At 40.8% G+C, this 13,627-nt stretch carries 14 protein-coding genes; 11 read left to right on the top strand and 3 right to left on the bottom strand.

Annotated features, from left to right (window positions below; genetic code table 11):
* Window positions 1-103 precede the first annotated feature (103 nt).
* The 5 genes from DYH63_RS04630 (at window position 104) to DYH63_RS04610 (ending at window position 3,635) form a co-directional block, all read left to right on the top strand.
* Complete coding sequence (locus tag DYH63_RS04630; RefSeq protein ID WP_116787703.1) at window positions 104-1,966, top strand: ABC-F family ATP-binding cassette domain-containing protein; 1,863 nt, start codon at window positions 104-106, stop codon at window positions 1,964-1,966.
* A 31-nt stretch (window positions 1,967-1,997) separates the two neighbouring features.
* Window positions 1,998-2,243 (top strand): hypothetical protein, encoded by a 246-nt coding sequence (locus DYH63_RS04625; RefSeq protein ID WP_116787702.1) that lies wholly within the window; start codon window positions 1,998-2,000, stop codon window positions 2,241-2,243.
* Between the two features lie 31 nt (window positions 2,244-2,274).
* On the top strand, window positions 2,275-2,901 hold the full coding sequence (locus DYH63_RS04620; protein WP_116787701.1) for a hypothetical protein: 627 nt from the start codon (window positions 2,275-2,277) through the stop codon (window positions 2,899-2,901).
* A 72-nt stretch (window positions 2,902-2,973) separates the two neighbouring features.
* Window positions 2,974-3,270 (top strand): type II toxin-antitoxin system HigB family toxin, encoded by a 297-nt coding sequence (locus DYH63_RS04615; RefSeq protein ID WP_116787700.1) that lies wholly within the window; start codon window positions 2,974-2,976, stop codon window positions 3,268-3,270.
* Window positions 3,271-3,272: 2 nt separating this feature from the next.
* A complete protein-coding gene (locus DYH63_RS04610) occupies window positions 3,273-3,635 on the top strand; it encodes a helix-turn-helix domain-containing protein (RefSeq protein WP_116787699.1) in 363 nt (120 codons plus the stop codon).
* 84 nt (window positions 3,636-3,719) lie between these two features.
* On the opposite strand, the gene DYH63_RS04605 is transcribed toward DYH63_RS04610, so the two are convergent.
* A complete protein-coding gene (locus tag DYH63_RS04605) occupies window positions 3,720-4,409 on the bottom strand; it encodes a hypothetical protein (RefSeq protein ID WP_116787698.1) in 690 nt (229 codons plus the stop codon).
* A 343-nt stretch (window positions 4,410-4,752) separates the two neighbouring features.
* Between DYH63_RS04605 and DYH63_RS04600 the strand changes: the two genes are divergently transcribed.
* Entirely contained in the window at window positions 4,753-5,814 is a 1,062-nt protein-coding gene (locus tag DYH63_RS04600; RefSeq protein ID WP_162926928.1) for a proline and serine-rich protein 1 family protein, read from the top strand.
* 168 nt (window positions 5,815-5,982) lie between these two features.
* On the opposite strand, the gene DYH63_RS04595 is transcribed toward DYH63_RS04600, so the two are convergent.
* A complete protein-coding gene (locus DYH63_RS04595; protein ID WP_116787696.1) occupies window positions 5,983-7,155 on the bottom strand; it encodes a hypothetical protein in 1,173 nt (390 codons plus the stop codon).
* Between the two features lie 188 nt (window positions 7,156-7,343).
* Between DYH63_RS04595 and DYH63_RS04590 the strand changes: the two genes are divergently transcribed.
* The 5 genes from DYH63_RS04590 to DYH63_RS04570 all read left to right on the top strand — a co-directional run bounded on the left by DYH63_RS04590 (window position 7,344) and on the right by DYH63_RS04570 (window position 13,054).
* Window positions 7,344-8,045 (top strand): ABC transporter ATP-binding protein, encoded by a 702-nt coding sequence (locus tag DYH63_RS04590; protein ID WP_116787695.1) that lies wholly within the window; start codon window positions 7,344-7,346, stop codon window positions 8,043-8,045.
* A 116-nt stretch (window positions 8,046-8,161) separates the two neighbouring features.
* Window positions 8,162-8,734: a cob(I)yrinic acid a,c-diamide adenosyltransferase gene (locus DYH63_RS04585; RefSeq protein ID WP_116787694.1), complete on the top strand. Its 573-nt coding sequence runs from the start codon at window positions 8,162-8,164 to the stop codon at window positions 8,732-8,734.
* A 208-nt stretch (window positions 8,735-8,942) separates the two neighbouring features.
* Window positions 8,943-9,164, top strand: coding sequence for a DUF2795 domain-containing protein (locus DYH63_RS04580; RefSeq protein WP_002986941.1), 222 nt, complete (start codon window positions 8,943-8,945; stop codon window positions 9,162-9,164).
* 100 nt (window positions 9,165-9,264) lie between these two features.
* Window positions 9,265-12,633 carry a preprotein translocase subunit SecA gene (secA, locus tag DYH63_RS04575; protein WP_116787693.1) on the top strand — a complete coding sequence of 1,123 codons (3,369 nt, stop codon included), beginning with the start codon at window positions 9,265-9,267 and terminating at the stop codon, window positions 12,631-12,633.
* A 208-nt stretch (window positions 12,634-12,841) separates the two neighbouring features.
* A complete protein-coding gene (locus tag DYH63_RS04570) occupies window positions 12,842-13,054 on the top strand; it encodes a hypothetical protein (protein ID WP_116787692.1) in 213 nt (70 codons plus the stop codon).
* Window positions 13,055-13,101: 47 nt separating this feature from the next.
* Here the strand turns inward: DYH63_RS04570 and DYH63_RS04565 are convergent, their stop codons facing one another.
* Entirely contained in the window at window positions 13,102-13,626 is a 525-nt protein-coding gene (locus tag DYH63_RS04565) for a GNAT family N-acetyltransferase (RefSeq protein WP_116787691.1), read from the bottom strand.
* Window position 13,627: the final 1 nt, after the last annotated feature.

Here is a 13,627-nt window from a genome sequence, read left to right as displayed (position 1 = left end):
AAAATCACCGTGCCTTTTGTGATAAAAACATATTCTTCTGAGTGAAAAAATAAAGGTAATACTTTGGTTTTAAAAAGTTATTTTTGCACAAAACTTAGTAAGCGTGAATTACCTTTCAGTAGAAAACATATCCAAATCATTTGGCGAGCGTACCCTTTTTGAAAACATATCTTTTGGTATCAACAAAGACCAGAAGATTGCTTTTGTAGCCAAAAACGGTAGCGGAAAAACCAGTATCCTTAAAATAATCAATGGTGACGATACGCCCGATACCGGACAGGTTGTAATGCGTAAAGAAATCAAGATGGAGTTCCTGAGCCAGGAGCCTAACCTGGATCCTGAACTTACCATTGAGGAAAGTATTTTTGCCTCTGACAGTGAGATACTGCACGTTATAGAAGCTTACGAAAAAGCGCTGGAAAATCCTGACGATGCCGAAGCTTACCAAAAGGCTTTTGAGCGTATGGAGGTTTTTAACGCCTGGGATTTTGAGTCGCAATACAAAATGATCCTGAGCAAGCTAAAGATGGACGACCTTAAGCTGAAGGTTAAAAACATGAGCGGTGGACAGCGCAAACGCCTTTCGCTGGCTATCATACTCATCAATAAGCCCGACCTGCTGATACTGGATGAACCAACCAACCACCTTGACCTGGAAATGATTGAGTGGCTGGAGAATTATTTTGCCAAAGAAAACATTACGCTGTTTATGGTTACGCACGACCGTTTCTTTTTAGAGCGCGTATGTAACGAAATTATAGAACTTGAAAATGGTAAGCTGTACCAGTACAAAGGCAATTACAGCTACTACCTTCAAAAGAAAGAAGAACGTATAGCGGCAGAAAATGCCAGTATAGACAAGGCTCAAAACCTGTTTGTAAAAGAGCTTTCGTGGATGCGCCGCCAGCCTAAGGCACGTACTACCAAAAGTAAATCACGTCAGGATGACTTCTACGTAATCAAGGAAAAAGCCCAGAGCCGCCGCAAAGAACACGTGGTGGAGCTCGAAATAAACATGGAACGCATAGGCAGCAAGATCATAGAGCTGCACAACATATCTAAGAAGTTTGGCGATAAGGTTATACTGGATAATTTTAGCTTCAACTTTAAAAAAGGCGAACGCATAGGCATCATCGGTAAGAACGGTACCGGTAAGTCTACCTTTTTGAACATGATTACCCAAAACCTGCCGGTAGATGGCGGTAAGGTAGTACACGGCGACACTATTAAAATAGGTTATTATACCCAAAGCGGCATCAACCCTAAAGAAGGCCAAAAGGTTATTGACGTTATTAAGGAGTATGGCGAATATATTCCGCTTTCTAAAGGGCGTATCATATCGGCAGCACAGCTACTGGAGCGTTTTTTGTTTGACCGTAAAAAGCAGTACGATTTTGTAGACCGCCTTAGTGGTGGCGAGCTTAAGCGTCTTTACCTGTGTACGGTACTGATACAAAACCCTAATTTCCTGATACTGGATGAACCTACTAACGACCTTGACATTGTAACGCTAAATGTACTGGAGCAGTTTTTATTAGACTACCCGGGGTGTTTGCTTGTTGTAAGCCACGACCGTTACTTTATGGATAAGATCGTAGACCACCTGTTCGTTTTCCGTGGTGAGGGTATTGTAGAAGATTTCCCGGGTAACTACAGCGACTTCCGCAGTTATGAGGATAGCGCAGAGCCTGCTAAAACCGAATTAAAACCTGTCGGCGACAACAAAGGCTGGAAGCAGAATAATGTTAAGGCCGGCCTTAACTTTAATGAGCAAAAGGAATTCGACAAAATAGAAAAAGACCTTAAAGACCTTGAACGCCAAAAGCAAGCCATTGAAAAAGAGTTTGCAGATGGTACTATAGCCGAAAAGGACATTGCCAAAAGAGCAGATGACCTGCAAAAGGTATTAGATACTATAGAAGAAAAAACAGAGCGCTGGTTTGATCTAAGCGCGAAGATGGAGTAGAGACGCATTGCATTCTCCTTTGCAGTGATCAGTGATCAGTGTTCAGTCGCAGTTTGCAAAAGCCTGTCATTGCAAACGCAGCCTGTCTGCCGGCGGAGGCAGGCGCAGCGGAGTGTGGCAATCTCTGGTAAACGATTTACCATCAGCTGAAATAAAAGAGTGGTTTTTCCATTCCGAACGCAGCCTGCCTGCCGGCAAAGGCAGGCGCAGCGGAGTTGAGGAATCCCGGTACAAAATTGAGATTTCTCCTACCGTCGAAATGAAAAACCATATTTGAGTGAAGCTCCCAACAACTAACAACCTTAAACGTGAAACCTTTAAGCTACATATCATTTCTCTGGAAATCGAGTAATGCCCACGGCATCCACTCCCCTTTTGTGTATGGCTTAACCTCGGGGTTATATGAGCGCCAGCACATACTGGCAAATGCGCGGGTAATTCCTTATGGTAAACCCGGCAAGAACGCCCTGCAATTACTGTTCAGGGTTATATCATATTTTAAATCGTATAAGCTGGTAGCGTTGGGTAATGATGATGTTGCCATTACCGAAACCATTCGCACCACAGGCGAAAAGATCGACGCGCAAATATGGTTTTACTCTACCATAGTACCCGTACCGGGCGGTATCGACCTGGGCATACTATGCGGCGAAGACAAAGCCACCATCTTAAAAGCCTTTAATGAGCTGTTGCCACAGGTACATAATAACAGTCTTTTTGTGCTGCCTAATCCGCACGCCTCTATAGAACTTGAGTCGGCATGGCAAGTGCTAAAAAATGACCCAAATGTTACAGTCACGGTAGATACGTATCATTTGGGACTCATATTCTTTCGCAGTGGGCAGGCCAACCAGCATTTTACCATACGCGCCAAAACTTCATTCTTGCTAGACGCATTCTTGGGCATTAAAAATTTGTGGGGATTGATTGGGTAGATTGTTTTAAATTTTGTTATTATATTTTAAAATACAAAATTTAAAATTTATCTTTACATTAAAGTCATTGTAATGCGCATCGTAACTTTTAAAAGGATAAAAGAATTTTCAGAAAAACATCCGGATTCAGAGAATCCTCTAAATCTTTGGTATTACACAGTTTCTTCAAAAGAATGGGAGTCTATAAACGATATTAGAAATGATTTTAATACCGTAGATTATGTAGGTAATCATCGATTTGTGTTTAACATAAAAGGTAATACTTATCGATTGATTGCTATTATTTCATTCAATGCAAAAAAAGTTTATATCCGTTTTATAGGTACACACGCAGACTATGATAAAATTAAAGATATCAAAAACATTTAGCCATGATACATAACGAAAAAGAGTACAAAGCGATAGCCGAGAGGATAGAAATTCTTTTACAAGATCCTGGAAACATCGAAAATGAGGAAGCTCAGGGCTATGTAGAATTAAACATTTTATCTAATCTTGTAGCTGATTATGAAGAAAAGTATATGCCCATAAAAAAACCTACATTAATCGATACGATGAAACTTCGTATGTATGAACGCGGTTTAAACCAAAAGAAATTATCAGAACTCTTGGGGGTAAGTACATCAAGGGTAAGTGAATATTTAACCGGAAAAAGCGAACCTACTCTAACAATTGCACGCGATATAAGTCAAAAGCTTGACATTGACCCGGTAATTGTATTAGGAATAAAATAGCTTACTTAAAAAATGCAAAAAGGCGCACCATTTACCGGTACGCCTTTTACAGAAATTATAATTACCCTTAATAATTATTCAGTTTTAGTTCGCTGCTTTTTTAGCTTTGTCATTCTCCTCACCTTTAGCCGTTAGGCGCTCCCATTTAAATTTAGGCGCAAATTTAAGCTTAAGGCTTGCAATTTTACCGTTGTCAGAAGACGACAAACCTTCTTTCTCCACTGTGTTTTTACGTGCATCAAGAGCCTCATACCAAGCCTTTATCTTGTCAAGATCCTGTCTTGAATATCCATCTTTATTCGCATCAAATGTTTCATAAAACTTTTGGTACACACTAAGAATGTTATCCTTGTTTACCCATGCAAATTTCATGTCATCGCCTACAACAACACCAGGTCCAAACAGGGTATCGGCAAGTCCGCCACCTGCAGGGGCAGTAGTTGCAGCAGCGGCTTCAGCCTTAGCTTTGGCATCGGCCTCAGCAGCAGCTTTCACGCCGTCATACTTAGCATTGCTTTCGTTTACTTTTTCAGTTTTAGCTTCATCGCCAAGTACTACAACAGCAGAGTCAGCAGCAGTTTTCTTAACATCATATTCGCTGGCAATTGCTTCCCAGTTAGCCGTTCTCTCGGCTGCATCAAGATTGTTTACAGAGTCTACGAAAGCCACATAGTGGTCTACGTTTTTCTGAGCATTGTCTTTGGCCTCGTTTTTACAAGAGGTTATTGTCAGGGCTGTTAGTGCAGCTACTGCAATTACATTTAGATTTTTCATGGTCGTTTTGTATTTTGTGTTACTTTGATACCGTCAAAATTATACTACAAATCAATACATTTCTAAAAACACACCCCGATATTAAGAATACTTTAATATTGTTGTGCTATTTTTAAGATTTTTAATAATTATTTAAGAAATATACGTAAGCTACAAAAAACTGACACTGAAAAATTATTATTTATTGCAAACCCCTTAAAACATTGGCATTTTTAACTCACATAGCCTTATAGTTACATTAATTTAACAATTTTGGCATACAAATTGTTTTTCAGTAACTAAATATTGATAATTTTAGCGCTGAAATTAAGAACCAAACATCAAACGATAACAAATACTACCCATGAAAAAGTTTACCTTACTACTCGCAATGCTATTAATGGCTGGCTTTAGCGCCACAGCCCAACGGTTTCCTACCGGAAATCTTACCGTTTACAGCGAAGACGGTACACCATTCTATCTTATATTAAACGGCCAGCGCTATAATGATAAGGCACAAACACAGGTGCGTATAGAAATGCTGCCTAATCCTTATTATGACTGCAAGGTTATTTTTGCAAATAACAAAATACCTACCATCACTAAAAATGTATCTATTACAGATGAGGATGATCTTTACCAGGATGTAACCTATCGCATAAAAAAAGACAGGAAAGGCAAACGTGTGCTACGCTTTTACTCTGCCATACCGGCTACCCAAAACATGATGCCGCCATCTAACTGCGCGGTGTACCACTATGGCGAACCAAATGATATGTATATAGGCCCCGATGGTACCCAGTACCACCAGACCGTAACACAAACTACTACTAACGATGGTTTTGGAATGAACGTTAATATGCCCGGTTTTGGAATGAATGTAAACGTTCCGGGTAATGGCACAACCACCACTACAACTACTACCACAACAACAAATGGCGGCGGTTATACCCAAAACAGCAACTATAATAACAACGGAAATTATAACAATAACAATGGTTATAATAACGGCAACAACAACCAAAACAATGGTGGTTATAACAACAATAATGGTGGCTATAATAACGGAAACAATAACGGCGGCTATAATAACGGCAACAACAACCAAAACAACAATAATAACACCAGTGGCTGCCGTAACGCCATGACCACTACAGATTTTGAAGATGCCTGTTCTACCATTAAAAACACAAGCTTTGACGATACCCGCCTTAGCACTGCTAAACTGGTACTTGAGAGAAATTGCGTGAGCACAAACCAGGTAATTACATTAATGAAAATGCTGAGCTTTGAAGCCAACAAACTTGAACTTGCTAAATATGCTTATGGCTATTGCGTAGAGCGCAACAACTACTTTAAGGTAGTAAATGCGTTTAGCTTTGACGCCAGTAAAAAAGAACTTAACGAGTATATTAAGGGAAGATAATTATTAGATTTTTTTAACGCTTAGATATTGAAAAAACGGATTTAAGAAATGGATTTCTTAAATCCGTTTTTTGTTCAGTTTCTCGGGAGATAGGCAAACAAATGCCCATGAATCTAAATCGTCATAAGTTGAATCATCAAAAAAGTAACCTCTAAAAATCCATGAACGCTAATACTTCCTTACAGGGTATACTTTATAAGTTAGGTTCTTGTAATCGTAGGTTGAAGACAACACGTATCCTTCACTGGCAGACTTGTAGTTAACCATATAAGCGGCTGTAGCACTACTCTGAGAAGAGGTCCACATTGGACCATCAATCCGAATGTTTATGTCGTAGAGCGCGTTAGTAATAGTATGCATTTCTTCTGCAGAACCTAAAAACCAATCCGAATATCCATTTTTTGTATAGTTAAGGCACAGCTTGGCAGCACAGTTTGCCGAAGAAGTATTAACCGCGATAATATCACTGTTTGCCTGTCCTGTCCCTATTTCCATGTAAGTGCCCGGAATATAGGTAGAGCTTCCCCATTGTGCACCTGCCCCGTTAGGTGCCGAATAATTTAAGGTTTGTGGATAAATTTCCATATAGCGCCAGCCGTCTGTGCTTTTTCCCTTATCATATACTACATAGCCGCTAGCCGGGCCGGTATAGCCTGTGGTCTTAAATTGTATTTCGTTACCATAAGAGTACTCGCCACTGTCTAAATAGTTTACAGAACGTGCATAATAGGTAGTATTAGGAGCTAAATTTTTTACACTTATAGAAAAGCTATCGCTACCGGTTACAGTTGTAGTCCTTTTATTATTATTAATTGTAGGGTTAGGACTTGTATTGTATACAAAACCTACGGTAGTAGTTTTGTTACTGGCTTGTGTAACATTCCCTGTTAAAACAGCCGATTTGGTAAGTATATCTGTAGCTGTAGAGGAAGAAATGCTTGAGGACGTGATAAATGAAATTTCATTGCTGTAAATTTTTTTCCCGCTTTTAGTATTCAAGACCACACAAACATAATACATACTATCAGGAATCATTTTACTATTTATTACCGAAGAAAAAGTACTTCCGGATACGTTGACAGTTTCAACAAATCCGTAAAACCATCCTTCATTAACCTGGTCAATAATTGAAGGCGACATACTCCATAGCAATCCAACAGATTTAATGTCGTTTGGATTATCAAAGGTTATGGTACCGGTAAACTGTGCACCTATGGCACTAATATTTTGTGCTTCTTCCAGGGTTATAGTAAATTTGTTAACAGAGTCTTCGTCATTACTATTGCAAGCTCCAAAAAATGCCAAGAGCAGCAATAGCCCTGCAAATTTAAGTAGTTTCATACTGTACTGGTTGGTAATTAATAGATTGGGCGCTAATGTATTCTTTATTTAAGAAATGAGAAAACATTTGTGAACACACAACATAACCTTAACACTGCAAAATACAATTAACGAAAAATCTAAAAATTCACCTTCGTAAAATCCTTTCATCAAAAAATTATTACTTTTAAGGCGCAAATCAAAAAACAATGGCACAACCTATAATAGAAATAAAAGATATTAAGCGTGATTTTCCGCTTGGCGGCGAAACCATACACGTACTTAAAGGCGTAAACCTTACCATAAATAAAGGCGAATATGTTGCCCTTATGGGGCCTTCAGGTTCGGGCAAGAGTACGTTCATGAACGTGTTGGGCTGCTTAGACACGCCTACATCCGGCAGTTATGTGCTTAACGGTAAAGATGTAAGTAAGATGAGCGATAACGAACTGGCCGAGATTCGTAACAAAGAAATTGGTTTTGTATTCCAGACGTTTAACCTCCTGCCCCGCACTACTGCATTAGATAATGTGGCGCTGCCTATGGTATATGCCGGCTATAAAAAACCAGAACGTGTGGCACGTGCCAGCAAGGTGCTTACCCAGGTAGGCCTTTCAGACCGTATGGACCACCAGCCAAACCAGCTTTCGGGTGGGCAAAGGCAGCGTGTAGCGGTAGCAAGGGCATTGGTAAACAGCCCGTCCATTATCCTTGCCGATGAGCCTACAGGTAACCTTGATAGTAAAACATCAGTAGAGATCATGGGGCTCTTTGGCGACATACACGCTAATGGTAATACCGTTATACTTGTAACCCACGAAGAAGATATAGCCGCATACGCACACCGCGTTATACGCCTGCGCGACGGCGTTATAGAGAGTGATAATGTAAATCCTAATCCGCATAAATAGTTGTTGTTGGTTGTCAGTTGATGGAAACTTCAATGGGTTTTCTGAACTTGACCAGGTATTCTCAATATAAATTATGAGTGAGGCCGATAACCAACAACTGACAACCAATAACCAAGATGAAAGTATATACAAAAACCGGTGATAAAGGCAGTACGGCTCTTTTTGGGGGTACGCGTGTGCCCAAACACCATATAAGAATAGAGAGTTATGGCACAGTAGATGAGCTTAACTCGCACATTGGCCTTATCCGCGATCAGGATATCAACCCTGATTATAAGAAAATTCTTGAAAAAGTACAGGACAGGCTCTTTACTCTGGGTGCCATATTGGCAACAGCGCCAGACAAAGCCATTTTAAAGAACGGTAAAGAACGTCTTAACATACCTAAAATATCTGAGGCCGACATCCAACTTCTTGAAAACGAAATAGACGACATGGAAAGCCAGCTCGAACCCATGACACATTTTGTGCTTCCGGGTGGCCATACAACTGTGTCATACTGTCATATAGCCAGGTGTGTTTGCCGTCGTGCAGAGCGCCTTTCGGTACATTTAATGGAACTGGAACCCTTTGATGATAACGTTTTGGCATACCTTAACCGACTTTCTGACTACCTTTTTGTATTGGCACGAAAGTTGTCCAAAGATTTGCAGGCGGTTGAAGTAAAATGGATACCGGAAAAGCTGTAGCTTATTTTAAGCAGGTAGTGGCCAGTTAGCATATTTAGCTACTGTAAACACTAATCAGAATTGAGTTTTATGGGGTACTGAATACTGCAAACCTACTACTGAGTACTGATTTCGAACACGTTCTTAACTTTTTTTATAAATTAGCAAAATTTTACTTGACTTTTTCAGTAATAAATTTATTTTTGCATAAACTTTAATCGTTTAAAAGATGTATTGGACATTAGAATTGGCATCTTATTTAAGTGATGCCCCGTGGCCGGCTACCAAAGACGAGCTTATAGACTACGCTATCAGGACAGGAGCTCCGCTTGAGGTGGTAGAAAACCTTCAGTCTATCGAAGATGAAGGCGAGATCTACGAATCAATGGAGGAAATATGGCCGGATTATCCAACGGACGAAGATTATCTTTGGAACGAGGATGAATACTAAAAGCACAAAATAAATCAATGAAAAAGTCTTCTTTCAGGAGGCTTTTTTTTTGGTTAAATTTGTGTCGTAATTAAGACAAATACAAGTAATTATATAAATAATGAGTTTAATAAACAGCATACTTAAAGCCTTTGTGGGCGATAAGTCGCAAAAAGACATTAAGGCAATACAGCCACTGGTAAATAAGATCAAATCTTATGAAGGTGCGCTTGCGCAACTGTCTCACGACGAGCTTAGGGCAAAAACGGTATACTTTAAAGATACCATTAAAAAAGCCCGCGCCGATAAAGATGCCAAAATAGCATCGTACCTTGAAGAGGTAGAAAAAACGCAGGATATCGACGCCCGCGAGGACATCTATGCTTCTATCGACGCGCTTGAAAAAGAGGCGTATGAAATATCTGAAAAAACCCTTTTAGAAATACTGCCGGAAGCATTTGCAGTAGTTAAGGAAACAGCACGCCGCTTTAAAGAGAACAGTACCATTACGGTTACTGCTACTGCTAAAGACCGCGAACTGAGTGCTGAGAAACCTTATATTACGCTTGATGGCGACAAATCGGTCTGGGCTAACCAGTGGAATGCCGCAGGTAAAGAAATTACCTGGGACATGATTCACTACGATGTGCAGCTTATAGGTGGTATTGTATTACACCAGGGTAAAATTGCAGAGATGCAAACCGGTGAGGGTAAAACCCTTGTGGCTACCCTGCCTATGTACCTTAACGCACTTACCGGAAATGGTGTTCACCTTGTAACGGTGAATGACTACCTGGCACGACGCGACAGTACCTGGAAAGCACCATTGTTCGAGTTCCACGGTATGACGGTAGACTGTATTGACAACCACCAGCCAAACGGCGATGCTCGCCGCAAAGCTTATGCTGCTGACATTACTTATGGTACAAACAATGAATTTGGTTTTGACTACCTTAGGGATAACATGGCGCACGCGCCGTCTGACCTTGTGCAGCGCAAGCATAACTTTGCCATTGTAGATGAGGTCGATTCAGTACTTGTAGATGATGCACGTACCCCACTTATCATATCTGGCCCGGTACCGCAAGGAGACCGCCACGAGTTTAACGAACTTAAGCCAAAAGTAGACAACCTTGTTAATCTGCAACGTACATTGCTAAACGGTGTACTTGCTGAGGCTAAAAAATTGCTAAAAGAAGGCAAAACTAAAGAAGCCGGTTTCCTTTTACTGAGGGTACACCGCGGATTGCCAAAAAATAAGGCGCTTATTAAATTCCTTAGTGAGGAGGGTGTGAAGCAATTGCTTCAAAAAACAGAGAACCAGTACATGGCCGACAACAATCGTGATATGCACAAGATTGATGAGGCACTGTACTTTGTTATCGAAGAAAAAAACAACCAGGTAGAGCTTACTGATAACGGTATTAAGTTCCTGTCTCAGGATACCGATGGCGATTTCTTTGTACTTCCGGATATCGGGACAGAGATTGCTAACATCGAAAAACAAAAGCTTGACAAGGATACAGAAACAGAAAAGAAAGAAGAACTTTTTGCAGATTTCTCTATCAAGAGCGAGCGCATCCATACACTTACACAGCTTCTAAAAGCCTATACCCTTTTTGAAAAAGACGTGGAATATGTAATCATGGAGAACAAGATCATGATCGTAGACGAGCAAACCGGACGTATTATGGACGGTCGTCGTTATTCTGACGGACTTCACCAGGCTATTGAGGCTAAAGAAAATGTAAAGATCGAAGCTGCCACACAAACTTTTGCTACCATTACCCTGCAAAACTATTTCAGGATGTACAGCAAACTGGGCGGTATGACCGGTACTGCGGTAACTGAAGCCGGCGAATTCTGGGAAATATACAAGTTAGACGTAGTTGAGATACCTACTAACAGGGGTATTGCCCGTAAAGACCATGAAGATCTTATTTATAAGACCATGCGCGAAAAGTTCAACGCAGTTATCGAAGATACTGTGTTGCTTTCTGAAGCCGGAAGGCCGGTACTTATCGGTACGACTTCGGTAGAGATCTCAGAACTTTTAAGCCGTATGCTTAAGATGAGGAACATCCCTCACAACGTACTGAATGCTAAGCTTCACAAAAAAGAAGCTGATATTGTAACCGAAGCCGGTAAAGCAGGTATTGTAACCATAGCTACTAACATGGCCGGACGTGGTACGGATATCAAGCTTACACCGGAAGTTAAGGCTAAAGGCGGGCTTGCCATTATAGGTACAGAGCGCCACGATTCCCGCCGTGTAGACCGCCAGCTGCGAGGCCGTGCAGGACGCCAGGGCGACCCGGGTAGCTCTCAGTTCTACATATCGCTTGAAGATAACCTTATGCGTCTTTTCGGTTCTGAAAGGGTTGCAAAAGTTATGGACCGTATGGGCCTTAAAGAAGGTGAAGTGATACAGCACTCTATGATGACAAAATCTATAGAACGTGCCCAGAAAAAAGTAGAAGAAAACAACTTTGGCCAGCGTAAGCGCCTGCTTGAATATGACGACGTTATGAACAAGCAGCGTGAAAACGTGTACAAAAAGAGGAGACACGCCCTTTTTGGCGACAGGCTAAAAGTGGATATTGCCGACATGATGTATGAGATGGCTGAAAATATTGTTGAAAACAATAAGCCGGTACACGACTTTAAAAACTTTGAATTCGACCTTATCCGTTCGTTCTCTATGAGTTCGCCGGTAACTGAGGCAGAGTTTGGCAAGCTTAACGAAAGAGACCTTACAGGCAAGATATATAAAACGGTTTTAGATACCTACACCGAAAAGAATAAGCGCAATGCCGCTGAAGCTTTTATTGTTATCAAGAACGTTTACGAAAACAACAACGGCCAGTATGAGCGCATTGTGGTTCCGTTTACTGATGGTATTAAAACCCTTAACGTAGTTACTAACCTTGAAAAGGCGTACCAAAGTGAGGGAGCTACTTTAGTAGATGATTTTGAAAAAAATATTACCCTTGCCATTGTAGACGAAGCCTGGAAAAAGCACCTGCGCAAAATGGATGAGCTAAAACAATCAGTTCAGCTTGCCGTGCACGAGCAGAAAGACCCATTGCTTATCTACAAAGAAGAGGCTTACAAGCTGTTTAAGCGCACGCTTAACGAAATAAACCGTGAGGTAATATCATTCCTTTTCAGGGCCGACCTGCCTTCTCAAAATGCTAACAACATTCAGGAAGCAAGAGAGGTAGCTGCACCACAGGAAAAATATACCGAAATTAAGGAAGAGGTATTAAACAGCGATGAACTGGCTGCAAAAGCACGCGAGGTATCGCAGCAGAGCCAGGCTTCTCAGCCCGTAACCGAAACCATAGTAAGGGATGCCCCAAAAATTAACCGTAACGACAATGTTACTGTTAAGCACGTAATTAGCGGCAAGACCGAAACAATGAAATACAAAAAGGCAGAAGGCCTTTTAAATACAGGCGAATGGGTACTTACTGCTACTGAAGAGTAACACCCGCTTTAACCTTAAAAATCATACCCCGGATAAATGTCCGGGGTATTTTTTTTGGTTGTTGTATGCTAAACCATTAAAAGTATTGACAACGAAAACAATTGCGAATCTTAAAAAATTTCGTTATATTTGGTTAGGATAATGCAAAAACAAACAGCTCAATTTAGCGGGATTGTTGCAGCATATTGTTAACCTAAATTTTTATATCATGAAAAAGTGGGTTCGTTCCGGCCTTGTATGGGCGGGCATTTTATACATCATTACCATGGTACTTTTTCCATTGGTAGACCATGAACGCTTTGACCTCGAAAAACTATTATTAGGATTGCCTCTATGGGCTGTAGTAGGCCTGATGATAGGCTATCTATTTGAAAGGAAAAAGAGTAAAACCAAAAGAAAAATAAAACACGACTCAGTGTAATAGCTATCCTGTTTTTTATTGAAAACAGGGAACTCTAATATCACAGGCTATAGAGATAACTTTCGCCTAACCTCAAACCAAACGGCTTCGTCGCCGTTATAATCAAATGTTTCAATCTCTGTAAGGCCAGACTTTATAAGGCCTTTGCAGGATGCTATATTTGCACGCAGTGCTGTGGCATTAATTACAGGAATGTTTAGCGTAGTAAAACCATAATCAATAAAAAACGTAGCTGACTCCGTAGCGTAGCCTTTACCCCAAAACTGTGGTAACAGGCGGTAACCAATGTCATAAAACTGTTCGCGTCCGTTTACATTGTGCTCCAGTTTTAATCCGCCCCAGCCAATAAATTCATCTGTATCTTTTGTAAAGGCAGCCATACGGCCAATGCCATTGCGCTCATACTGATCGAGCAGGCTATTGATATATACCTGCACCTGGCAAATATCTGTTACAGGATTATTACCCAGATAACGGTGCACTTCGGGGTTAGAATCAAGCGCATACATAAGTACATCATCTGCCGGTGTAAAGCGGCGGTAATAAAGGCGGTCTGATTGTAGTTGCATCATC

The organism is Flavobacterium psychrotrophum, from assembly GCF_003403075.1.
In the GTDB taxonomy this organism is placed as follows: Bacteria; Bacteroidota; Bacteroidia; order Flavobacteriales; family Flavobacteriaceae; genus Flavobacterium; species Flavobacterium psychrotrophum.
This window is presented reverse-complemented; position numbering and strand designations above follow the sequence as displayed.